This is a genomic window from Streptomyces sp. NPDC030165, from assembly GCF_055573595.1.
The window spans coordinates 12,591-35,931 of sequence record NZ_JBVIBD010000014.1 but is presented as its reverse complement, the minus strand read 5'-3'; the positions used below and the strand labels follow the sequence as shown (position 1 = coordinate 35,931).

Sequence of the window (23,341 nt, the reverse complement as noted above, 5' to 3'; positions counted from 1 at the left end):
GGCAGCACCGCCGTGACGACCATCACCCCCGACCCCGGGAACCGTTCCAGCACGCGGCCCTCGCTTCGCCCCGAGGCCGCCGCGCCCGGTACGCTCACCGCCGTGTCACACGCTGATCAGTCCCACCACGCCCAGAAGGACGCCCCCGGGAAATTTCCGGGAGCGCCCCGCCCAGAGCGGGTCCGTCCCACCCCCCTCGCGGACCTCGCCGAGCAGTTGGGCACCTCGGTGCCGGCCGCGGCGGACGCCGCCGACACTGCCGTCACCGGCATCACCCACGACTCCCGGGCCGTGCGCCCCGGTGACGTCTACGCCGCGCTGCCCGGCGCCCGCTTCCACGGCGCCGACTTCGCCAACCAGGCCGCCGACCTCGGCGCCGCCGCGGTCCTGACCGACCCGGCGGGCCGCGAGCGCGCCGCGGCGACCGGCCTGCCCGTGCTGGTCGTGGACGAGCCGCGGGCCCGGATGGGGGCGCTCGCCGTCTCGATCTACGGGGACCCGGGCAAGGACCTCCTCCAGATCGGCATCACCGGCACCTCCGGCAAGACCACCACCGCGTACCTGATCGACGGCGGCCTGCGTGCCGCGGCCGACAAGGCGGCTCAGGAGGAGCTGCGCGAAGCGCATCCGCTGAAGGGCGATGGCGGGCGACGGGCGGGGCTCACCGGCCTGATCGGCACGGTCGAGTCCCGGATCGGCGACGAGCGCCTGAAGTCCGAGCGCACCACGCCCGAGGCCACCGACCTCCAGGCGCTGTTCGCCGTCATGCGCGAGCGCGACGTGCGGGCGGTGACGATGGAGGTCTCCAGCCACGCGCTGGTCCTCGGCCGTGTCGACGGCTGCGTCTTCGACGTCGCGATCTTCAACAACCTCAGCCCGGAGCACATGGAGTTCCACTCCGGGATGGAGGACTACTTCCAGGCCAAGGCGCAGCTGTTCACCAAGGCGCGCAGCAAGGCCGGCGTGGTCAACCTCGACGACGAGTACGGCAAGCGGCTGGCCGCGGGCGAGTCCGAGGTGCCGGTCACCACGTTCTCCGCCGAGGGTCACCCGGACGCCGACTGGCGCGCCGCTGACGTCGAGGTCGGCACCCTCGGCTCCACCTTCACCGTGCTGGGCCCCGACGGCGTGTCCGTACGGGCCGCCGCGCCCATCCCTGGCCCCTTCAACGTCGCCAACGCGCTGGCGGCGATCACGGCGCTGGTCGTGGCCGGTGTGGACCCGCAGACCGCCGCCGACGGCGTCGCCGCGGTGCCCGGCGTCCCCGGCCGCCTGGAGCGCGTCGACGCGGGCCAGGACTACCTCGCGGTCGTGGACTACGCCCACAAGACCGACGCGGTCGAATCGGTCCTGCGCGCCCTGCGCAAGGTCACCGAGGGCCGGATCCACGCGGTGCTGGGCTGCGGCGGCGACCGCGACCCGCACAAGCGCAAGCCGATGGGCGCGGCCGTCGCCCGCCTCGCCGACACCGCCGTACTGACCTCCGACAACCCCCGCGGCGAGGATCCCCTCGCGATCCTCGCCACCATGCTCGCGGGCGCCGCCGAGGTGCCCGTCCACGAGCGCGGCACCGTAGTGGTCGAAGAGGAGCGGCGCGCCGCCATCGCGGCCGCCGTCGCCCGCGCCGAGCCCGGCGACACCGTGATCGTCGCGGGCAAGGGCCACGAGCAGGGCCAGGACATCGCCGGAGTGGTCCGCTCCTTCGACGACCGTCAGGTGCTGCGCGAGGCCATCGAGGCTTCGTTGAACTCGCAGCAGCCGAACCACCAGGGATGACACACCGCCATGCGCGCAAAACCCTTCGAACGGCACGACCTGCCCACGGCCGGGGGTGAGAAGTGATCTCCCTGTCCCTCGCCGAGATCGCCGCCATCGTCGGCGGGCAGCAGCACGACATACCGGACCCGCAGGTCCAGGTCACCGGCCCGGTCGTGTTCGACTCCCGTGAGGTACGCCCCGGCAGCCTCTTCGCGGCCTTCGCCGGCGAACGCGTGGACGGCCACGACTACGCCGCGGGCGCCGTCGAGGCGGGCGCGGCGGCGGTCCTCGCCGCCCGCCCCGTCGGCGTCCCCGCGATCGTCGTGGACGACGTGGTCGCCGCTCTCGGGGCGCTGGCCCGCGCCGTCGTCGGCCGGCTGGGCGCCTGCGTCGTCGGGCTCACCGGCTCGGCCGGCAAGACCAGCACCAAGGACCTGATCGGCCAGCTCCTGGAGCGCCGGGGACCGACCGTGTGCCCGGTGGGCAATCTCAACAACGAGATCGGGCTGCCGGTGACCGCGCTGCGCGCGGACGACGGCACCAAGTTCCTCGTCCTGGAGATGGGCGCCCGCGGCATCGGCCACATCCGCTACCTCGCGGAGCTGGTCCCGCCGCGGATCGGCGTGGTCCTCAACGTCGGCTCCGCGCACATCGGCGAGTTCGGCGGCCGCGAGCAGATCGCGCAGGCCAAGGGCGAACTGGTCGAGGCGCTGCCGGCCGCGGACGAGGGCGGCGTCGCCGTGCTCAACGCGGACGACCCGTACGTCCGCGCCATGGCCTCCCGTACGAAGGCCCGTACGATCTTCTTCGGCGAGTCCGCGGAAGCCGACGTACGTGCCGAGAATGTCCGGCTCACGGCGCTCGGACAGCCCTCCTTCACGCTTCACACACCCTCCGGGTGCAGCGACGTGACCATGCGGCTGTACGGTGAGCACCACGTGTCGAACGCGCTTGCCGCGGCCGCCGTCGCCCATGAGTTGGGCATGTCCGTGGACGAGATCGCCGTCGCGCTCTCCGAAGCCGGCACGCTCTCCCGCTGGCGGATGGAGGTCACCGAGCGCGCGGACGGTGTGACGGTCGTCAACGACGCCTACAACGCGAACCCGGAATCCACGCGGGCGGCGCTCCGCGCGCTCGTGGCGATGGGTGAAGCCTCCAAGGACAAGGGAGGCCGTACGTGGGCGGTGCTCGGTGAGATGGCCGAGCTCGGCGGGGAGTCACTCGCCGAACACGACGCGGTCGGACGCCTGGTCGTCCGGCTCAACGTCAGCAAGCTCGTGGCGGTCGGCGGCAGGGAAGCGGCCTGGCTCGACATGGGCGCCAAGAACGAGGGTTCGTGGGGTGAGGAGTCGGTGCACGTGTCCGACGCGCAGGCGGCGGTCGACCTGTTGCGCAGCGAGCTGCGGCCGGGTGACGTCGTGCTGGTGAAGGCGTCCAGGTCGGTCGGCCTGGAGCGGGTCGCCGCGGCATTGCTGAGCGACGACGGTGTCGAGGGCGGGGCCGCCACCCGATGAAGCAGATCCTCTTCTCCGGAATGATCGGTCTCTTCCTGACGCTGATCGGCACCCCGCTGCTGATCAAGCTGCTGGCCAGGAAGGGCTACGGGCAGTTCATCCGTGACGACGGCCCGCGCGACCACCACAGCAAGCGCGGTACGCCCACCATGGGTGGCATCGCCTTCATCCTGGCCACGCTCATCGCGTACGCGCTGACCAAGGTCATCACCAGCAGCAACCCGAGCTTCTCCGGTGTGCTGGTGCTGTTCCTGATGGCCGGCATGGGCCTGGTGGGCTTCCTGGACGACTACATCAAGATCGTCAAGCAGCGGTCGCTGGGCCTGCGGGCCAAGGCCAAGATGGCCGGCCAGCTGATCGTCGGCATCGCCTTCGCGGTGCTCTCGCTGCAGTTCGCCGACCTGCGCGGCCAGACCCCGGCCTCCGACCGGCTGTCCTTCACCCAGGACTTCGGCTGGCAGATCGGCCCGGTGCTCTTCGTCATCTGGGCGCTGTTCATGATCCTGGCGATGTCCAACGGCGTGAACCTCACCGATGGCCTCGACGGCCTGGCCACCGGCGCCTCGGTGATGGTCTTCGGCGCGTACACCTTCATCGGCATCTGGCAGTACCAGGAGTCCTGCGCCAACGCGATCAGCGCCGGACCCGCCTGTTACGAGGTCCGCGACCCGCTCGACCTGGCGGTCGTCGCCTCCGCCCTGATGGGCGCCTGTTTCGGCTTCCTGTGGTGGAACACCTCGCCCGCGAAGATCTTCATGGGCGACACCGGCTCGCTGGCCCTGGGCGGCGCGCTGGCCGGTCTGGCCATCTGCTCCCGTACGGAGCTGCTGATGGCCGTCCTCGGCGGCCTCTTCGTCCTGATCACCATGTCCGTGGTCATCCAGGTCGGCTCCTTCCGGCTCACCGGCAAGCGGGTCTTCCGGATGGCGCCACTCCAGCACCACTTCGAACTCAAGGGGTGGTCCGAAGTCCTTGTCGTGGTCCGGTTCTGGATCATCCAGGGCATGTGCGTGATCGTCGGCCTGGGCCTCTTCTACGGCGGCTGGCAGGCCGCCAAGTGACCGCGCTGAACCTCGCCGGACAGCACGTGACCGTGGCCGGCCTCGGCGTGAGCGGCGTACCCGCCGCCCGCGCCCTGGCCGGCCTCGGCGCCGTCGTCACCGTCGTCAACGGCAGCGACGGCGAACGCGAGCGCGCCCAGGCCACCCCCCTCCAGGAGCTGGGGGTCACCGTCCGCCTCGGCGACGGCGACACCCTCCCCGAGGGTACCGAGCTCGTCGTCACCACCCCCGGCTGGAAGCCCACCAGCCCGCTCTTCCAGGCCGCCGAGGCGGCCGGTGTCCCGGTGTGGGGCGATGTGGAACTGGCCTGGCGCATGCGCGGCCCGGACTCGCCGCCCTGGCTCGCGGTCACCGGCACCAACGGCAAGACCACGACCGTACGGATGCTGGCTGCCATCCTGGAGGCCGAGGGGCTGCGCACCGCGGCCGTCGGCAACATCGGCGTACCCCTGGTGGACGTGGTGCTCTCCGACGAGCCGTATGACGTCCTCGCCGTCGAGCTCTCCAGTTACCAGCTGCACTGGGCGCCCTCCGTACGCGCCCACTCCGCTGCGGTCCTCAACCTCGCGCCGGACCACCTCGACTGGCACGGCTCCATGGAGGCGTACGCCGCCGACAAGGGCCGGATCTACGAGGGCAACACCGTCGCCTGCGTCTACAACGTCGCCGACCGGGTGACCGAGGACCTGGTGCGCGAGGCCGACGTCGAGGAGGGCTGCCGCGCCATCGGCTTCACCCTCGGCACCCCCGGCCCCTCGCAGCTCGGCGTCGTCGAGGGCATCCTCGTCGACCGCGCCTTCGTCGAGAACCGGCACCAGCAGGCGCAGGAACTCGCCGAGGTCTCGGACGTGACGCCCGCGGCCCCGCACAACATCGCCAACGCGCTCGCCGCGGCGGCCCTGGCCCGCGCCTTCGGCGTGGGCCCCAAGGCCGTACGCGACGGCCTGCGCGCCTTCCACCCGGACGCGCACCGCATCGAGCACGTCGCGGACGTCGCCGGGGTCGCGTACGTCGACGACTCCAAGGCCACCAACACCCACGCCACCGAGGCGTCGTTGGCGGCGTACGAGCACATCGTCTGGATCGCCGGCGGCCTGGCCAAGGGCGCCACCTTCGACGACCTCGTGCGCAGGTCCGCCGGCCGGCTGCGCGGCGCGGTCCTCATCGGCGCCGACCGGGCGCTCATTCGGGAGGCCCTGGCGCGACACGCCCCGGATGTCCCGGTGGTCGACCTCGACCGGACCGACACTGAGGCGATGTCCGAAGCCGTACGGGAAGCAGCGCGTCTGGCCCGGCCGGGCGATACGGTCCTGCTGGCCCCGGCCTGCGCCTCGATGGACATGTACCTGAACTACAACAAGCGGGGCGAAGCCTTCGCCGACGCGGTCCGCACGCTGGCCGCACAGGAACGGTAGTCCGTACGTCCCCGCCGCCGTCGAGGACGCACGGCGCAGCGCACCCGTGGAGGGGACGAGGATGACGGCCCGATCGGCGAAGGCCGCGCCGCCGCGCCCGGCACGGCGCACCGGCCTCGGCCCGCGCCTGCCGCGCGGCGGCGCCCCCCGTAACCCGCGGGGCCTGTACACCCAGGTCCGCCGGGCCTGGGACCGGCCGCTGACCGCCTACTACCTGGTGGTCGGCGGCAGCCTGCTGATCACTGTGCTCGGCCTGGTGATGGTCTACTCGGCCTCCCAGATCAAGGCGCTCCAGCTCGGCCTGGCGCCGACGTACTTCTTCCGCAAGCAGCTGCTCGCGGCGGTGCTCGGCGGCGTCCTGATGCTGGTGGCGGCCCGGATGACGGTACGGCTGCACCGCACGCTGGCCTATCCGCTGCTGGCCGTCTCGGTCTTCCTGATGACCCTGGTGCAGATCCCCGGGATAGGGGTCGCGGTCAACGGCAACCAGAACTGGATCAACCTGGGCGGCCCCTTCCAGATGCAGCCCAGCGAGTTCGGCAAGCTGGCGCTGGTCCTGTGGGGCGCCGACCTGCTGGCACGCAAACAGGACAAGAAGCTCCTCGCGCAGTGGAAGCACCTGCTGGTGCCGCTGATCCCGGTGGCCTTCCTGCTGCTCGGTCTGATCATGCTGGGCGGTGACATGGGCACCGCGATCATCCTCACCGCGATCCTGTTCGGCCTGCTGTGGCTGGCCGGTGCCCCCACCCGGCTCTTCGTGGGCGTACTCGGCGCGGCCACCGTCATAGGAGCGCTGCTGATCAAGACCAGCGCCAACCGGATGGCCCGGCTCGCCTGCATCGGCGCGACCGACCCCGGGCCGCAGGACCAGTGCTGGCAGGCCGTGCACGGCATCTACGCGCTGGCCTCCGGCGGCTTCTTCGGTTCGGGGCTCGGCGCGAGTATGGAAAAATGGGGTGAACTCCCTGAACCGCACACCGACTTCATCTTCGCCATCACCGGGGAGGAACTGGGGCTTGCGGGGACGCTGTCGGTGCTCGCCCTCTTCGCGGCTCTAGGCTATGCGGGTATCCGCGTGGCCGGACGCACGGAGGATCCCTTCGTGAGGTACGCAGCGGGAGGCGTGACCACCTGGATCACGGCCCAGGCCGTGATCAACATCGGGGCGGTGCTCGGTCTGTTGCCGATCGCCGGGGTCCCGCTGCCGCTGTTCTCCTTCGGGGGCTCCGCCCTGCTGCCGACGATGTTCGCCATCGGTCTGCTGATCGCCTTCGCGCGTGACGAGCCCGCTGCACGGGCGGCACTGGCCATGCGGCAGCCTGTTTTCGGCAGGAAACTGGCTGGGGTGAGACGGAAGACGATGAGACGGCGCGTCAAGAAGCGACCGTCCGGAGAGCGGTGAATTTCGGTGCATGTCGTACTCGCCGGTGGGGGGACCGCCGGCCACATCGAGCCCGCGCTCGCCCTCGCGGACGCCCTGCGCAGGCAGGACCCGACCGTGGGGATCACGGCACTCGGCACGGAGAAGGGGCTGGAGACCCGGCTGGTGCCGGAGCGGGGCTATGAGCTGGGGCTGATTCCGGCCGTACCACTGCCGCGCAAGCCCACGCCCGAACTGATCACCGTCCCCGGGCGGCTGCGCGGCACGATCAAGGCCGCCGAGCAGATCCTGGAACGCACGAAGGCGGACTGCGTCGTCGGCTTCGGCGGCTATGTCGCGCTGCCCGGCTACCTGGCCGCCAAGCGGCGCGGGGTGCCGATCATCGTGCACGAGGCCAACGCCCGCCCCGGGCTGGCCAACAAGATCGGCTCGCGCTACGCCAGGTTCGTCGCGGTCAGCACCCCGGACAGCAAGCTGCGGGACGCCCGGTACGTCGGCATCCCGCTGCGCCGTACGATCGCGACCCTCGACCGGGCGGCGGTCCGCCCCGAGGCGCGGGCCGCCTTCGGGCTGGACCCCAACCTGCCGACGCTGCTGGTCTCCGGTGGCTCGCAGGGTGCCCGGCGGCTCAACGAGGTCATCCAGGCCGCGGTGCCGGCGCTCCAGCGCTCCGGCATCCAGGTGCTGCACGCGGTCGGCCCGAAGAACGAAATGCCGCATGTGGACAACATGCCCGGGATGCCCCCGTATGTACCGGTACCGTACGTGGACCGGATGGACCTCGCGTACGCCGCGGCCGACATGATGCTCTGCCGCGCGGGCGCGATGACCGTCGCCGAACTGTCCGCCGTCGGACTGCCGGCCGCCTACGTCCCGCTGCCCATCGGCAACGGCGAACAGCGGCTGAACGCCCAGCCGGTGGTCAACGCCGGCGGCGGACTGCTGGTCGACGACGCGCAGCTGACGCCGGAGTGGGTCCAGAACCAGGTGCTCCCGGTGCTCGCCGACCCGCACCGGCTGTACGAGATGTCCCGCGCGGCGTCCGAGTTCGGCCGCCGGGACGCGGACGAGCTGCTGGTCGGCATGGTGTACGAGGCGGTCGCTGGCCGCTGACGGACGGTACGGCCGTACCGCCCCGGGGCGCACCCCGGGGCGGCGGCCGGAAGGAGAGGGAGCGTGGCCGGACCGACGACCGCCCGGCGCGGCGAGAAGAGATCCGCGCGCTCCGGCCCGCCCTCTTCCGGAAAGCCTGGAAAGTCCGGGAAGTCCGGCAGCGGGGGCGGATCCGAGAAGCCTGCGAAGCGGGGCGGATCCGGCTCCCGGGACGGCCGGCCCGGTCTGCGGGGCCGCTTCAAGGTGCCGCCCCGCCGCACTGTGATCATCGCACTGGCCGGTGCCGTCCTGCTGGCCGGCTTCGGCGCGTGGTCCCTGTACGGGTCCACCTGGCTGCGTACGGAACACGTGAAGGTGAGCGGTACCGGTGTTCTGACGGTCGATGAGGTCGTGCGGGCCGCCGCGGTGCCGATGGACACCCCGCTGGTCTCCGTGGACAAGCGGGCCGTCACCGAACGGCTGCGCGCGAAACTTCCCCGTATCAAGTCCGTTGAGGTCAGGCGGTCCTGGCCGCACACGGTCAGCCTGAAAGTGACCGAAAGGCAGCCGGAACTCGTTATTCAAACGGGCGGAAAGTTCGTCGAAGTGGACGCCGAAGGGACGCGTTTCGCCACGGTCGCCGCCGCCCCGAAGGGCGTCCCGCTTCTGGAAATGGCCGTACGTGACAGCCCGGGGCTGCGGCGGTTCGGCGCCGACCGGCTCCGGCGCGCGGCCGGCACCGTCGTCACCGCCCTCCCGAAGGCGCTCCACCAGGACGTTCGCGCCGTCGAAGTGCGCTCCTTCGACTCCATCACCCTGAAGCTGACGGGTGGCCGTACCGTCGTTTGGGGGAGTGACGAACGCAGTACGGCGAAGGCCAAGGTGCTCGCCGCGGCGCTGAAAGCGGCGCGTGACGCGCGCCACTTCGACGTGAGTGTCCCCACCGCACCCGCGGTGTCGGGGAGTTGACGTGTGTACCCGCAGGCCAGCACCCTGGATGGCTACCACTATGGGTGATCACATAGGGTGAAAAGAAAAACGGGAGGTTCGGCGTGTTCGTTGAACGTGCGCCACTTGTCGACTTAGTGTCTCGTTCCAAAGAGTCCCAGGAACACAGGCACTGGTAACCCTAAACTTCAGCGTTAGGGTTCGGGTCGGCACTACGAACCGTCCCATCGGCATCAGTCGGCGTCCGCACCCCGGTGCGGCGGCGACACGTAACTCGAGGCGAGAGGCCTTCGACGTGGCAGCACCGCAGAACTACCTCGCAGTCATCAAGGTCGTCGGCATCGGCGGCGGTGGCGTGAACGCCATCAACCGGATGATCGAGGTCGGGCTCAAGGGCGTCGAGTTCATCGCGATCAACACCGATGCACAGGCCCTGCTGATGAGCGACGCCGACGTCAAGCTGGACGTCGGCCGGGAACTCACCCGTGGTCTGGGCGCCGGCGCCAACCCGGATGTCGGCCGCAAGGCGGCCGAGGACCACCGCGAGGAGATCGAGGAGGTCCTCAAGGGGGCCGACATGGTCTTCGTGACCGCGGGCGAGGGCGGCGGCACCGGCACCGGCGGCGCCCCCGTCGTCGCCAACATCGCCCGCTCGCTGGGCGCCCTGACGATCGGTGTGGTCACCCGCCCGTTCACCTTCGAGGGCCGCCGCCGCGCCAACCAGGCCGAGGACGGCATCGCCGGCCTGCGCGACGAGGTCGACACCCTCATCGTGATCCCCAACGACCGACTGCTGTCCATCTCGGACCGCCAGGTGAGCGTGCTCGACGCGTTCAAGTCCGCGGACCAGGTACTGCTGTCGGGTGTCCAGGGCATCACCGACCTGATCACCACCCCCGGCCTGATCAACCTCGACTTCGCCGACGTCAAGTCCGTGATGTCCGAGGCCGGCTCGGCCCTCATGGGCATCGGCTCGGCGCGCGGCGACGACCGCGCGGTGGCCGCCGCGGAGATGGCGATCTCCTCGCCGCTCCTGGAGGCGTCCATCGACGGCGCCCGCGGCGTGCTGCTCTCCATCTCCGGCGGCTCCGACCTCGGTCTCTTCGAGATCAACGAGGCCGCGCAGCTGGTCAGCGAGGCGGCCCACCCCGAGGCGAACATCATCTTCGGCGCGGTCATCGACGATGCGCTCGGCGACGAGGTCCGGGTGACCGTCATCGCCGCGGGCTTCGACGGCGGCCAGCCGCCGGCCCGTCAGCAGACCGTGCTCGGCAGCCAGAACAACGGCAAGCGCGAGGAACCGGCCCCGGCCCCCAGCCGCCCGGCCCCGCAGGCCGAGCCCCGGCCGTCGTCCTTCGGCAGCCTGGGTTCGGTGCCCGTACGGGACGAGGAGCCGGCCCCGGCCGACCCGTCCCCGCTCGGCGAGGTGCCGCCGCCCCCGACCGCCTCGCCGCAGGTTCCGCCGGCCCGTCCGTACTCGGACACCGCGGCCGAGGAACTGGACGTCCCCGACTTCCTGAAGTGACCGAAGTCCCGACGTGATAGGGCAACAGCACCCGGTGCTGACGAACGACACGAGCGGCGCGCACTTCGCCTCCACCGACCGGTGGGGCGGGGTGAGCGCCGCTCCGTATGCCGAGCTCAACCTCGGGGGAGCGGTCGGCGACGACCCCGGCGCGGTACGGACCAACCGTGAACTGGCGGCCAAGGCGCTGGGCCTGGACCCGGCCGCGGTCGTGTGGATGAACCAGGTGCACGGCCGGGACGTCGCCGTGGTCGACGGGCCGTGGCGCGACGACGCCGAGGTCCCCTGCGTGGACGCGCTGGTGACGGCCCGCCGGGGCCTGGCCCTCGCCGTCCTGACCGCCGACTGCACCCCGGTGCTCCTGGCCGACCCGGTCGCCGGGGTCACCGGCGCCGCGCACGCGGGGCGTCCTGGCCTGGTGGCCGGGGTGGTCCCGGCGACCGTCGAGGCGATGACCGCGCTCGGCGCCGACCCGGCCCGCATCATCGCCCGTACCGGACCCGCGGTCTGCGGACGCTGCTACGAGGTGCCCGAGGCGATGCGCGCCGAGGTCGCCGCGGTGGTGCCCGAGGCGTGGGCCACCACCTCGTGGGGCACGCCCGCGGTGGACATGGCCGCCGGTGTCCGCGCCCAACTCGCCGCGTACGGCGTGCAGATGCGTGAACATTCCCACATCTGCACGCTGGAGTCGGCGGACCACTTCTCCTACCGGCGCGACCGCACCACCGGGCGGCTCGCGAGCTATGTATGGCTGGGATGCTGAGCTGTGACGGATCGTAGGACCGAACTGGCGGACAACCTGGCGCGTGTGGAGGAACGAATCTCCACCGCGTGTGACAAGGCCGGTCGCAAGCGTGAGGACGTGACCCTCATCGTGGTCACGAAGACCTACCCGGCGAGCGACGTGCGGCTGCTCGCGGAACTCGGCGTCCGCCAGGTGGCGGAGAACCGCGACCAGGACGCGGCACCGAAGGCCGCTGCCTGCTCGGATCTGTCCCTTACCTGGCACTTCGTCGGTCAGTTGCAGACCAACAAGGTGCGGTCTGTGGTCAATTACGCCGATATCGTGCAGTCGGTCGACCGCGCGAAGCTGGTCACCGCGCTGTCCAAGGAAGCGGTACGGGCCGGCCGCGAGCTGGGCTGCCTGCTCCAGGTGGCGCTCGACGCCGAGTCGGGCGACACCCGGGGAGAGACGGGGGAGCGCGGCGGGGTGGCCCCGGCCGGGGTCGCGGCGCTCGCCGACACGATCGCGGACGCCGAAGGTCTGCGCCTGGCCGGTCTGATGACGGTGGCTCCGCTGACCGGCCCGTATGCCGGACGCCCGGGTGCCGCTTTCGAGCGTTTGATGGAAATCTCATCCGGCCTGCGCGTGAACCATCCTGCTGCGAACATGGTGTCCGCAGGGATGAGCGCGGACCTCGATGAAGCCGTGGCTGCCGGGGCGACACATGTGCGCGTCGGCACTGCGGTACTCGGAGTCCGACCACGGCTCGGGTAACGTCGCCAAGCAAGTCGGACCACAGCACAAAATATGGTCATTGCCCCCAAAAGGAGGGCAGACCGCGTGGATTCAAGGCACCCGGTGACGGAGCCGATCCACCACAGAGCGGAGGACGCAGAGAATGGCCGGCGCGATGCGCAAGATGGCGGTCTACCTCGGCCTCGTGGAGGACGATGGGTACGACGGCCGGGGGTTCGACCCCGACGACGAGTTCGAGCCCGAGCTTGACCCGGAGCCCGAACGGGGGCGGCGACAGCAGACCCAAGTACCCACCGAGCCGCACCCGGAACGGGACGAACCCGTCCGAGTCGCCCAGCCACCCGCTCAGCGTGAGTCCGCGTCCCTGGCCGCCGAAAGCGGACGACCCGCCCGAATCGCCCCCGTGGCGTCCATCACACCCGACCGCCCGAATCTGGAGAAGAACGCACCGGTGATCATGCCCAAGGTTGTGTCCGAGCGGGAGCCGTACCGCATCACCACGCTGCACCCCCGGACCTACAACGAAGCCCGTACCATCGGGGAACACTTCCGTGAGGGCACTCCGGTGATCATGAATCTCACGGAGATGGACGACACGGACGCGAAGCGACTTGTCGACTTTGCGGCCGGTCTCGTCTTCGGCCTGCACGGCAGCATCGAGCGGGTGACGCAGAAGGTGTTCCTGTTGTCGCCTGCTAACGTCGATGTCACGGCGGAGGACAAGGCCCGCATCGCAGAGGGCGGGTTCTTCAACCAGAGCTGAGACGCAACACCGGGCACACCGGGCGGAAACGCCCAACACGACAGCATGGCAAGGGGAGAGGACACCGCGGATGAGCATCGCTGGACAGGTGATCTACATCGCGTTGTACTGCTTCCTCATCGTGTTGATCTTCCGGCTGGTGATGGACTACGTCTTCCAGTTCGCCCGTTCATGGCAACCCGGCAAGCCAATGGTGGTCGTTCTGGAGGCCACCTACACTGTCACTGATCCGCCACTCAAGCTCTTGCGGCGGGTCATTCCGCCGCTGCGTCTCGGGGGCGTGGCGCTCGACCTGTCCTTCTTCGTATTGATGATCATCGTCTACATCCTGATCACCGTCGTGAGATCGGTGTTGTTGGTGTGAACGATACGGTCTTGCCGATTGCCGACGACTACGTTGAGGTGAAGTAGAGATGCCGTTGACCCCCGAGGACGTGCGGAACAAGCAGTTCACGACCGTCCGCCTCCGAGAAGGCTATGACGAGGACGAGGTCGATGCCTTCCTCGATGAGGTCGAAGCCGAACTGACCCGACTGCTGCGGGAGAACGAGGACCTGCGCGCCAAGCTGGCCGCCGCGACGCGAGCCGCTGCGCAGAACCAGCAGCAGAACATGCGCAAGCAGCAGGACCAGCAGCAGCAGGACCAGCAGCAGCACCAGCAGGGCAGGCCCGGCGCCCCCGTGCCCGCCGCCATATCCGGACCGCAGCCGGTGCCGCCGCAGCAACAGCAGCAACAGCAGCAGTTGGGCGGCCCGCCGCAGCTGACCGGAGGAGCCCCGCAGCTCCCGGCCGGGCCCGGTGGCCACGGCCCCGGCCCCCAGGGCCCGCACGGCCCCGGCCCGATGGGCCCCGGCGGTCCGCTGGGCGGCCCGATGGGCGGTCCCGGTGGGCACGGCGGCCCGCAGCTGCCGCAGCCTGGACAGGGGCCCGGCGGTGACAGCGCCGCCCGCGTGCTGTCGCTCGCGCAGCAGACCGCCGACCAGGCGATCGCGGAGGCCCGTTCCGAGGCCAACAAGATCGTGGGCGAGGCGCGCTCGCGTGCGGAGGGGCTGGAGCGGGACGCCCGTGCCAAGGCGGACGCGCTGGAGCGGGACGCGCAGGAGAAGCACCGCGTCGCGATGGGGTCGCTGGAGTCGGCCCGCGCCACGCTGGAGCGCAAGGTCGAGGACCTGCGCGGCTTCGAGCGCGAGTACCGTACGCGGCTGAAGTCCTACCTGGAGAGCCAGCTGCGCCAGCTGGAGAACCAGGCCGACGACTCGCTGGCGCCGCCGCGGACGCCGGCGACCGCCTCGCTGCCGCCGTCGCCGTCGATGGCGTCGGCGGGTGCCGGATCCATGGGGGGCAACCACGCCATGGGTGGCGGGCAGTCGATGGGCGGTCACGGTGGTGGCTCGGGCAGCGGTCCGTCGTACGGCGGGCAGCAGCAGATGTCGCCGGCGATGACGCAGCCGATGGCTCCGGTGCGGCCGCAGGGGCAGCAGCCGATGCAGCAGGCGCCGTCGCCGATGCGGGGGTTTCTGATCGACGAGGACGACAACTGACGTAGGCGCGCGTTGCGCGTGGTCGGCAATCAGGGCCGGGTCCCCGGGGATTTCCCCGGGGACCCGGCTCTTTTGCGTGGTCCGGTGCGGGTGCGCGCTTGCGCCTAAGGTCCGGTGGGTGGGGGCTTAGGGCCCGCGGGGGTCACTCCTCGGCGCCGTGGAGTCATCCTTGTGGTTGCTCGTAGCCGGGGCATCGGGCGTCCTGCGGGGAGACCCCTACGTGGCCCCGAGCCCGGCCGGTGGGTGGCTTTCCGTGCGTTTTGGGCCGGTGTGTCACAGGGAAGGCGTGCTGTACGACAACGGCCCCCGACGCGCTGTGCGTCGGGGGCCGTTCTTGGTTTCGGGGGTTACGCCTCCGTCTTCCTCAGCCGGAACGTCAGGCCCAGGCTCTCGTCCTCGAACGCCGGGCCGTACGTGTCGTCAGCGTCGCCGCCGGCGAAGTCGGTGGCCAGGACTTCCTCGCTGATGAGGGCCTGGTGTTCGTCCAGCGCGGTGCGGACGTCCTCGTCGGTGGACTGCCAGCGCAGGGCGATCCGGTCGGCCACGTCCAGGCCGCTGTTCTTGCGGGCCTCCTGGATGAGGCGGATGGCGTCGCGGGCCAGGCCGGCCCGGCGGAGGTCGGGGGTGATCTCCAGGTCGAGGGCTACGGTGGCGCCCGCGTCGGAGGCCACCGACCAGCCCTCGCGCGGGGTCTCGGTGATGATGACCTCGTCGGGGGAGAGGGTGACCGTCTCGTCGTCGACGGTGACGGTTGCCGTGCCTTCGCGCAGGGCCAGGGAGAGGGCCGCGGCGTCGGTGGAGGCGATGGCCTTGGCCACTGCCTGGACGCCCTTGCCGAAGCGCTTGCCCAGGGCCCGGAAGTTGGCCTTGGCCGTGGTGTCGACCAGGGAGCCGCCCACCTCGGAGAGGGAGGCGAGGGCGGAGACGTTGAGCTCTTCGGTGATCTGGGTGCGCAGCTCGGGGGAGAGGGCTTCGAAGCCGGCTGCAGCGACCAGGGCGCGGGAGAGGGGCTGGCGGGTCTTGACGCCGGATTCCGCGCGGGTGGCGCGGCCCAGTTCGACCAGGCGCCGTACCAGGACCATCTGCTTCGACAGCTCCGGGTCGATCGCGGACCGGTCCGCCTCGGGCCAGGTGGAGAGGTGGACCGAGTCGGGGGCGTCGGGGGTGACGGGCACGACCAGGTCCTGCCACACGCGTTCGGTGATGAACGGGGTGATGGGGGCCATCAGGCGGGTGACGGTCTCGACGACCTCGTGGAGGGTGCGCAGCGCGGCGGCGTCGCCCTGCCAGAAGCGGCGGCGGGAGCGGCGTACGTACCAGTTGGAGAGGTCGTCGACGAAGGAGGAGAGGAGCTTGCCGGCGCGCTGGGTGTCGTAGGTTTCGAGGGCGTCGGTCACGCCTTCGGTCAGGGTGTGCAGTTCGCTGAGCAGCCAGCGGTCGAGGACCGGGCGGTCGGCCGGGGCGGGGTCGGTGGCGCTGGGGGCCCAGTTGGAGGTGCGGGCGTACAGGGCCTGGAAGGCGACCGTGTTCCAGTAGGTGAGCAGGGTCTTGCGGACGACTTCCTGGATGGTGCCGTGGCCTACGCGGCGGGCTGCCCAGGGGGAGCCGCCGGCCGCCATGAACCAGCGGACCGCGTCGGCGCCGTGCTGGTCCATCAGCGGGATGGGGTCGAGGGTGTTGCCCAGGTGCTTGGACATCTTGCGGCCGTCCTCGGCGAGGATGTGGCCCAGGCAGACGACGTTCTCGTAGGAGGACTTGTCGAAGACGAGGGTGCCGACGGCCATCAGGGTGTAGAACCAGCCGCGGGTCTGGTCGATGGCCTCGGAGATGAACTGTGCGGGGTAGCGCTTCTCGAACAGTTCCTTGTTCTTGTAGGGGTATCCCCACTGGGCGAACGGCATGGAGCCCGAGTCGTACCAGGCGTCGATGACCTCGGGGACGCGCGTCGCGGTGCCCTGGCAGGTGGGGCAGGGGAAGGTGACGGCGTCGATGTACGGGCGGTGCGGGTCGAGGCCGGACTGGTCGGTGCCGGTGAGTTCGGTCAGCTCGGCGAGAGAGCCGACGCAGGTCAGGTGGTCCTCGGCGCAGCGCCAGATCGGCAGCGGGGTGCCCCAGTAGCGGTTGCGGGACAGGGCCCAGTCGATGTTGTTGTTCAGCCAGTCGCCGAAGCGGCCGTGCTTGACCGACTCGGGGAACCAGTTGGTGCCCTCGTTCTCGCGCAGCAGGGCGTCCTTGACCGCGGTGGTGCGGATGTACCAGGACGGCTGGGCGTAGTAGAGCAGGGCGGTGTGGCAGCGCCAGCAGTGCGGATAGCTGTGCTCGTAGGCGACGTGCTTGAAGAGCAGGCCGCGGGCGTCGAGGTCGGCTACGAGGTGTTCGTCGGCCTTCTTGAAGAACTGGCCGCCGACGAGGGCGAGGCCCTCCTCGAAGGTGCCGTCGGGGCGCACCGGGTTGACGACCGGCAGGCCGTAGCCGCGGCAGGTCTTGAGGTCGTCCTCACCGAAGGCCGGGGCCTGGTGGACCAGGCCCGTACCGTCGTCGGTGGTGACGTACTCGGCGTTGACGACGAAGTTGGCGCCTTCCAGCTCGACCAGGTCGAAGGGGCGGCGGTAGGCCCAGCGCTCCATCTCGCGGCCGGTGAAGGTCCGGCCGGTCGCGGTCCAGCCTTCGCCGAGGGCCTTTTCGAGCAGGGGTTCGGCTACGACGAGCTGTTCCGTACCGTCGGTGGCCACGACGTAGGTGACGTCGGGGTGGGCGGCCACGGCGGTGTTGGAGACCAGGGTCCAGGGGGTGGTCGTCCAGATGAGGAGGGCGGCCTCGCCGGCCAGCGGGCCGGAGGTCAGGGGGAGGCGGACGAAGACGGAGGGGTCCACGACGGTCTCGTAGCCCTGGGCCAGCTCGTGGTCGGACAGGCCGGTGCCGCAGCGGGGGCACCAGGGGGCGACGCGGTGGTCCTGTGCCAGCAGGCCCTTGTCGAAGATCTGCTTGAGCGACCACCAGACCGACTGGATGTAGTCGGGGTCCATGGTGCGGTACGGGTCGTCCAGGTCCGTCCAGTAGCCCATCCGGGTGGTCAGGGCGGTGAAGGCGTCGGTGTGGCGGGTCACCGACTCGCGGCACTTGGCGTTGAACTCGGCGATGCCGTACGCCTCGATGTCCTTCTTGCCGTTGAAGCCCAGTTCCTTCTCGACGGCCAGCTCGACCGGCAGGCCGTGGCAGTCCCAGCCGGCCTTGCGGCCGACGTGGTAGCCGCGCATGGTGCGGAAGCGGGGGAAGACGTCCTTGAAGACGCGGGCCTCGATGTGGTGGGCGCCGGGCATGCCGTTGGCGGTGGGCGGGCCCTCGTAGAAGACCCATTCGGGCCGTCCCTCGGACTGCTGGAGGGTACGGGCGAAGACCTTCTGCTCGCGCCAGAAGTCGAGCACGGCGTGCTCAAGGGCGGGCAGGTCTACCTGGGCGGGTACCTGGCGGTACTGAGGCTGTGACATCGGGGCGTTCCTCCGGCGGACACCAGCTGCGTTCTCCGTCCGGAGGGACGAGAGCCTGGGCTCCCGCGGTACCACCCTCCTTGGCGGTGAACGATCCACCGCCCCCTCATTGGGGTCGCGAGGCCGGTTCTACTGACCCGCGGGCCGGCTGCTGGCCGCCTGTGGGCGTTCTTCCGGCGGCTCCGGGCTGATCTTCACGTCGCGCACGCCTCCGGGCTCGCACCGTCCCCGGATCGCTCATGACTGCGTACGACGCTACTCGTCCCATCCGCGCCTTTCGCTGAGCCCAGTGTACGGGGCAGCGACGGTGCGGACCGACCGGTTTCACGGGCTGCGCCGAGTGAGGTAGCGGGCGCCGAGGGCGTGACCCGAATGGCGATACGCAGGGCGCGGGAGTCGGCGCCCGCGCGGCGGGCGGCCGGTGCCGGGGGCCGCGCGGGCCGTGGGCTGGCGGATTACCGCGCGGACAGGGGGGCACAACGGATGCAGACCCGGCTGCCGTGGGGGAGACCGGGCGGGAAAGGGCGGTGCGTCCCGTTGCCGCGTGCCTTGAGGCGATTTATCGTTCCGGTCACGATTCGCGAGCATGATCACATACGTGAAGGGGTCGCGGCCATGGTGGCGAAGAAGACCGCCGCGAAGCAGAGCACGGCGGATGCCGGGAAGGCCGCGGCCGACAAGCCAGGGCGCGCGGCGAAGAAACGGGCGTCCGCCGCCGCGGCGATGAGCGCGGAGGCCGTCCCGGACGGTCCGGCGCAGGAGCCGGAGCACCCGCCCGCGGCCGGGAAGGCGGCGAAGAAGACACCGACGAAGAAGACGCCGGGGAAGAAGGCCGCGGCGAAGAAGGAGGCCGGAGGGTCTTCCCCGGACAGCGGGCCCGCCACCCGCAAGGCAGCGCCGAAGAAGGCGGCCAAGACCGCACCTGCCGAGAAGGCGGTGCCCGCGAAGAAGACAGGAGCCAAGACGGTGGTGGAGAAGCAGACTCCGGGTGGGGCACCGGCCGCCGAGGCGGAACAGGACGGGACGGCGGGCGCGGTGCCCAAGGCGCGCGCCGCGGCCCCCGGCGAGCTGGCCGTACGGCCCGGCGAGGAGCCCTGGACGCCGGCGGAGGTCGCCGAGGCCCGCTCCGAACTGCACGACGAGGCGGGGCGGCTGCGTACGGAGATCATGGCGTCCGAGGACGCGCTCGCCGGACTGATGCGGGACACCGGCGAGGGCACCGGCGACGAGGCCGACACCGGAACCAAGAACATCACCCGCGAACACGAGATGGCGCTGGCCTCCAACGCGCGCGAGATGCTCCTGCAGACCGAGCGCGCGCTGGAACGGCTCGACGCGGGCACGTACGGCCTGTGCGAGAACTGCGGCAAGCCCATCGGCAAGGCCCGGATGCAGGCGTTCCCCCGGGCGACGCTGTGTGTGGAATGCAAGCAGAAGCAGGAGCGGAGGTAGGGACCGCCACGGCCCGGTGGGCGGATCAGGGGTGGCCGGGGCGGGCGGCGGAATCGTCCGTGGGGGCGCATGACGGCGACGGCTCTCCGCTTCGTGGCCAGGAGCCAGGAGCCAGGAGCCAGGCGTCAGGAGCCGCGATGGTGCACCGCGAAGTGCGCCGGATGCCGCGGGGCTCGCGTTCCGCCGGGACACGGCGGAACGCCGGCGCTGGGAACCGGGGCCGCTCGCGGCCCGGCGGGTGGCCCCGAACCGGCCGCGCTGGTCAAGGGGCGGGTGGTCGGTGGGCGAATCGCCTGTGTCCGGGCGCACCCGTACCGGCGGTGTCCGTACGTCTGTGCCGTACCCTCGTGCTCAGCCGGGGGCGGCCTGGCGTGCGGGACTCGACGGGCTGAGGGGCTCACAACGTGGCAGAGGCGGAGCGCATCACCGGTACGCCGAAGACCGGGCCGGATTCCGAGCCGGGGACGGCGGCGGTACCGGTGTCCGGGGGAAGCGCCGAAGGAACGGCGTCGCGGGAGCGGCAGCCGGACGAGGGCCGGGACGAGGGCCGGGACGAGGACGTGGCCGGCGGCGCGGCCGGTGCCACCGCGGGGAAGGCCAAGGGCCGGGGCAAGCGGCGGATCGGCACACTGTTCCTGGTCGCGGCCGTCGTCTACCTTCTCGACCTGGGCAGCAAGGCGCTGGTGGTCGCGAAGCTGGAGCACCACGCCCCCATCGAGGTGATCGGGTCGCTGCTGCGCCTGGAGGTGATCCGCAACCGCGGTGCCGCCTTCAGTATCGGCGAGGCGTTGACGATCTTCCTCACCATCATCGCGGCGATCGTGATCGTGGTGATCATCCGGATCGCCCGCAAGCTCTACAGCCTGCCGTGGGGCATCGCGCTCGGCCTGCTGCTGGGCGGCGCCTTCGGCAACCTCACCGACCGGATCTTCCGTACGCCGGGCGTGTTCGAGGGCGCGGTGGTGGATTTCATCGCCCCCGCCCACTTCGCGGTCTTCAACCTCGCGGACTCGGCGATCGTCTGCGGCGGCATCCTGATCGTGATCCTGTCCTTCCGCGGCCTGGACCCGGACGGCACGGTGCACAAGGACTGACGGCGGCCCGGTGGCGGGCAAGGTGCCGTACGGTACGGGGGTCCGGGCGACCGGGGCCGGTCGGAGTGTCACAGCGGGCTGACATACTCGGTCGTGTGAGCACGATTCCCGAGATCCGCACCCTGCCCGTACCGGACGGCCTGGAGGGCGAGCGCGTCGACGCCGCGCTGGCCCGCATGTTCGGCTTTTCCCGTACGAAGGCCGCCGAGCTGGCGGCCGGCGGGAAGGTCCGGGTGGACGGCGCCGAAGTCATGAAGTCCGAGCGGGTGCACGGCGGCGCCTGGCTCGAAGTGGAGATGCCGCAGGCCGCGCCGCCGGTGGAGATCGTCGCCGAGCCCGTCGAGGGCATGGAGATCGTCCATGACGACGACGACATCGTGGTGATCGTCAAGCCGGTCGGCGTCGCCGCGCACCCGAGCCCTGGCTGGACGGGCACCACCGTCATCGGCGGGCTGGCCGCCGCGGGCTTCCGCATCTCGACCTCCGGCGCCGCCGAGCGCCAGGGCATCGTGCACCGCCTCGACGTCGGCACCTCCGGCCTGATGGTGGTGGCGAAGTCCGAGCGCGCGTACACCCTGCTCAAGCAGCAGTTCCGGGAGCGGACGGTCGACAAGCGCTACCACGCGCTGGTGCAGGGCCACCCGGACCCGCTCAGCGGCACGATCGACGCGCCCATCGGCCGGCATCCGCAGCACGACTACAAGTGGGCGGTGACGGCCGACGGCAAGCCGTCGGTCACCCACTACGACCTCATCGAGGCGTTCCGGGCGGCCAGCCTGCTGGACATCAAGCTGGAGACGGGCCGTACGCACCAGATCCGGGTCCACATGTCCGCGCACCGCCACCCGTGCGTCGGCGATCTGACCTACGGCGCCGACCCGACGCTCGCCAAGAGGCTGGGCATCACCCGGCAGTGGCTGCACGCGATGCGGCTGGGCTTCGAGCACCCGGCGGACGGGCAGTGGGTGGAGTTCGAGAGCGCCTATCCGGAAGACCTCCAGCGGGCCCTGGACCGGGTGCGGGCCGAGAGCGCCTGAGCGGCGGGCTCCGTGGGAGCGGTGCGGACGCCCTGAGCGGGTAGACCGGACGGTCGAGCGGCCGGACCACTCGTCCGAGCGGCTTTTGTGCGCTTCATGGCAGGCTTGGGTCGGAACGTGATCGATTTCGACCCCGGAGCGCAGCCACCGTGGATCAGCTGGCCCTGATGTTCGTCCTACTTCTCGGGGCCGTGGTCATGGTCCCGGTCGGTGACCGGCTGGGCCTGCCGTCGCCGGTCCTGATGACGCTCGCGGGCGCGGTGCTGGCGCTGCTGCCGTTCGTACCGAACGTGGAGATCCCGCCGGAATTCATCCTCCCGCTGGTGCTGCCACCGCTGCTCTACGCCGCCGTGCAGCGCACCTCCTGGCGGCAGTTCACGGCCAACATCCGGCCCATCTTCCTGCTGGCGGTGGCCCTGGTCTTCGCGACCACGGCCGCCGTCGCCGCCGTGGCGCACGCCGTCGTCCCCGGTATGCCGATCGCCGCGGCGGTGGTGCTCGGCGCGCTCGTCGCACCGCCCGACCCGGTCGCCGCGACCGCCGTGGCGGGCAAGCTGGGGCTGCCCCGCCGTATGGTCTCCATCCTGGAGGGCGAGGGGCTGTTCAACGACGTCACCGCCATCGTGCTGTACCACGTGGCGCTCGCCGCCGCCGTCAGCGGCTCCTTCTCGGTGCCCTCCGCGGTCGGCTCGCTGGTGCTGTCCGCGGTGGTCGCGATAGCGGTCGGGCTGGTGCTGGGCTGGGTCGCCAACAAGCTGATGAGCCTGCTGGGCGACCCGACGCTGCAGATCGGCCTGACCCTGTTGGTGCCGTTCGTCGCGTACGTCCTCGCCGAGGAGTTCGAGGGCTCCGGGGTGCTGGCGGTGCTGACCACCGCGCTGTTCCTGGCCGAGTACGCGGTGGACGCCGACGACGTGATGGGCCGGCTGGCCGGCTACACGTTCTGGGAGATCGTCGACACCCTCGTCACCGGAGTCGCCTTCGGGCTGATCGGCCTGGAGCTGCACAACGTCATCAAGGTGGCCTCCGGCCGCTGGGGCGAGATGCTCGGCGTGGGCGCGGCCGTCGTGGTGGTCGTGGTGGGCGTCCGGCTGCTGTGGCTGCTGCCTGCCGCCTGGCTGGCCAAGCGGATGCACAAGCGCCGGGACTTCGACGAGGACATCCCGCTGAGCTGGCGGGAGACCGTGATCATGTGGTGGTCCGGGATGCGCGGCGTGGCGTCGGTCGCGCTGGCGCTGGCCATCCCGTACGGGATCGACGGCGGCGGGGACTTCCCGGCGCGCGACGAGATCCTGTTCATCGCCTTCGCGGTGGTGCTCTCCACCTTGGTCATCCAGGGCCTGTCGCTGCCGACCCTGGTCAAGAAGCTGCGGGTACGGGCCGACTCGGAGACCGAGGAGCGGCTGGAACGGGAGCTGGCGCTGCGGGTGATCAAGGCGTCCAAGCGGCGCCTGAAGGAGATCCTGGAGGTCGAGGAGCTGCCGGAGGAGATCAGCGAGCAGCTCACCCGGCGCGCCTACGACATGGGTGCGCGCATCGCGCCGGACATCGTGGACGACGACCGGCGGGAGAACTTCGAAAAGCGCGTCACCCGGATGAAGAAGGTGCAGCGCATCCAGAGCGAGATGCTCTCGGCCGCCCGCCACGAGGTGCTCTCGGCACGCAGCGAGCCGGGCGCCGACCCGGAGATCGTGGACCGGGTCCTGCGCCAGCTGGACATGCGCAGCCTGCGGGGCGCGCCGCTGCCGTAGGGGGAGCGGGCCGGTGTACGGCCGGGGCGCGTCGCCGTGGT

At 71.1% G+C, this 23,341-nt stretch carries 18 protein-coding genes; 17 read left to right on the top strand and 1 reads right to left on the bottom strand.

From position 1 onward, the window contains the following. Window positions 1–12: 12 nt before the first annotated feature. The 13 genes from ACZ4Z1_RS25075 (at window position 13) to ACZ4Z1_RS25015 (ending at window position 14,478) form a co-directional block, all read left to right on the top strand. Window positions 13–1,776 (top strand): Mur ligase family protein, encoded by a 1,764-nt coding sequence (locus ACZ4Z1_RS25075; RefSeq protein ID WP_468488859.1) that lies wholly within the window; start codon window positions 13–15, stop codon window positions 1,774–1,776. 62 nt (window positions 1,777–1,838) lie between these two features. Further along, the gene (locus ACZ4Z1_RS25070; protein ID WP_468488858.1) at window positions 1,839–3,272 is read left to right on the top strand and encodes a UDP-N-acetylmuramoyl-tripeptide--D-alanyl-D-alanine ligase; all 1,434 of its coding nucleotides are present in this window, start codon (window positions 1,839–1,841) and stop codon (window positions 3,270–3,272) included. Further along, entirely contained in the window at window positions 3,269–4,333 is a 1,065-nt protein-coding gene (gene mraY / locus ACZ4Z1_RS25065; RefSeq protein ID WP_030024670.1) for a phospho-N-acetylmuramoyl-pentapeptide-transferase, read from the top strand. The genes ACZ4Z1_RS25070 and mraY overlap by 4 nt, the downstream gene beginning before the upstream one ends. Then, the gene (gene murD / locus ACZ4Z1_RS25060) at window positions 4,330–5,748 is read left to right on the top strand and encodes a UDP-N-acetylmuramoyl-L-alanine--D-glutamate ligase (RefSeq protein WP_468488857.1); all 1,419 of its coding nucleotides are present in this window, start codon (window positions 4,330–4,332) and stop codon (window positions 5,746–5,748) included. The genes mraY and murD overlap by 4 nt, the downstream gene beginning before the upstream one ends. A gap of 61 nt (window positions 5,749–5,809) precedes the next feature. Beyond that, window positions 5,810–7,150: a putative lipid II flippase FtsW gene (ftsW, locus tag ACZ4Z1_RS25055; protein WP_468488856.1), complete on the top strand. Its 1,341-nt coding sequence runs from the start codon at window positions 5,810–5,812 to the stop codon at window positions 7,148–7,150. 6 nt (window positions 7,151–7,156) lie between these two features. After that, window positions 7,157–8,242 (top strand): undecaprenyldiphospho-muramoylpentapeptide beta-N-acetylglucosaminyltransferase, encoded by a 1,086-nt coding sequence (murG, locus tag ACZ4Z1_RS25050; RefSeq protein ID WP_468488855.1) that lies wholly within the window; start codon window positions 7,157–7,159, stop codon window positions 8,240–8,242. A gap of 63 nt (window positions 8,243–8,305) precedes the next feature. Further along, window positions 8,306–9,190: a cell division protein FtsQ/DivIB gene (locus ACZ4Z1_RS25045; protein WP_468488854.1), complete on the top strand. Its 885-nt coding sequence runs from the start codon at window positions 8,306–8,308 to the stop codon at window positions 9,188–9,190. A gap of 274 nt (window positions 9,191–9,464) precedes the next feature. Then, a complete protein-coding gene (gene ftsZ / locus ACZ4Z1_RS25040; protein ID WP_398345109.1) occupies window positions 9,465–10,694 on the top strand; it encodes a cell division protein FtsZ in 1,230 nt (409 codons plus the stop codon). A gap of 13 nt (window positions 10,695–10,707) precedes the next feature. Then, entirely contained in the window at window positions 10,708–11,457 is a 750-nt protein-coding gene (gene pgeF, locus ACZ4Z1_RS25035; RefSeq protein WP_468488853.1) for a peptidoglycan editing factor PgeF, read from the top strand. A gap of 3 nt (window positions 11,458–11,460) precedes the next feature. Next, on the top strand, window positions 11,461–12,192 hold the full coding sequence (locus ACZ4Z1_RS25030; RefSeq protein WP_468488852.1) for a YggS family pyridoxal phosphate-dependent enzyme: 732 nt from the start codon (window positions 11,461–11,463) through the stop codon (window positions 12,190–12,192). A 124-nt stretch (window positions 12,193–12,316) separates the two neighbouring features. Continuing rightward, the gene (locus ACZ4Z1_RS25025) at window positions 12,317–12,937 is read left to right on the top strand and encodes a cell division protein SepF (RefSeq protein WP_468488851.1); all 621 of its coding nucleotides are present in this window, start codon (window positions 12,317–12,319) and stop codon (window positions 12,935–12,937) included. 70 nt (window positions 12,938–13,007) lie between these two features. Further along, window positions 13,008–13,301: a YggT family protein gene (locus tag ACZ4Z1_RS25020; protein ID WP_030676138.1), complete on the top strand. Its 294-nt coding sequence runs from the start codon at window positions 13,008–13,010 to the stop codon at window positions 13,299–13,301. Window positions 13,302–13,350: 49 nt separating this feature from the next. Then, window positions 13,351–14,478 carry a DivIVA domain-containing protein gene (locus ACZ4Z1_RS25015; RefSeq protein ID WP_468488850.1) on the top strand — a complete coding sequence of 376 codons (1,128 nt, stop codon included), beginning with the start codon at window positions 13,351–13,353 and terminating at the stop codon, window positions 14,476–14,478. 347 nt (window positions 14,479–14,825) lie between these two features. Here the strand turns inward: ACZ4Z1_RS25015 and ileS are convergent, their stop codons facing one another. Further along, on the bottom strand, window positions 14,826–17,966 hold the full coding sequence (gene ileS, locus ACZ4Z1_RS25010) for an isoleucine--tRNA ligase (RefSeq protein WP_468488849.1): 3,141 nt from the start codon (window positions 17,964–17,966) through the stop codon (window positions 14,826–14,828). Window positions 17,967–18,581: 615 nt separating this feature from the next. On the opposite strand from ileS, the gene ACZ4Z1_RS25005 reads away from it, so the two are divergent. The 4 genes from ACZ4Z1_RS25005 to ACZ4Z1_RS24990 all read left to right on the top strand — a co-directional run bounded on the left by ACZ4Z1_RS25005 (window position 18,582) and on the right by ACZ4Z1_RS24990 (window position 23,300). Then, entirely contained in the window at window positions 18,582–19,418 is an 837-nt protein-coding gene (locus tag ACZ4Z1_RS25005; protein WP_468488848.1) for a TraR/DksA family transcriptional regulator, read from the top strand. Between the two features lie 404 nt (window positions 19,419–19,822). Next, window positions 19,823–20,512, top strand: coding sequence for a signal peptidase II (gene lspA / locus ACZ4Z1_RS25000; RefSeq protein ID WP_468488847.1), 690 nt, complete (start codon window positions 19,823–19,825; stop codon window positions 20,510–20,512). 95 nt (window positions 20,513–20,607) lie between these two features. Further along, window positions 20,608–21,549: an RluA family pseudouridine synthase gene (locus ACZ4Z1_RS24995; RefSeq protein WP_468488846.1), complete on the top strand. Its 942-nt coding sequence runs from the start codon at window positions 20,608–20,610 to the stop codon at window positions 21,547–21,549. 149 nt (window positions 21,550–21,698) lie between these two features. Beyond that, on the top strand, window positions 21,699–23,300 hold the full coding sequence (locus ACZ4Z1_RS24990) for a Na+/H+ antiporter (RefSeq protein ID WP_468488845.1): 1,602 nt from the start codon (window positions 21,699–21,701) through the stop codon (window positions 23,298–23,300). The last annotated feature ends 41 nt before the right edge of the window (window positions 23,301–23,341 follow it).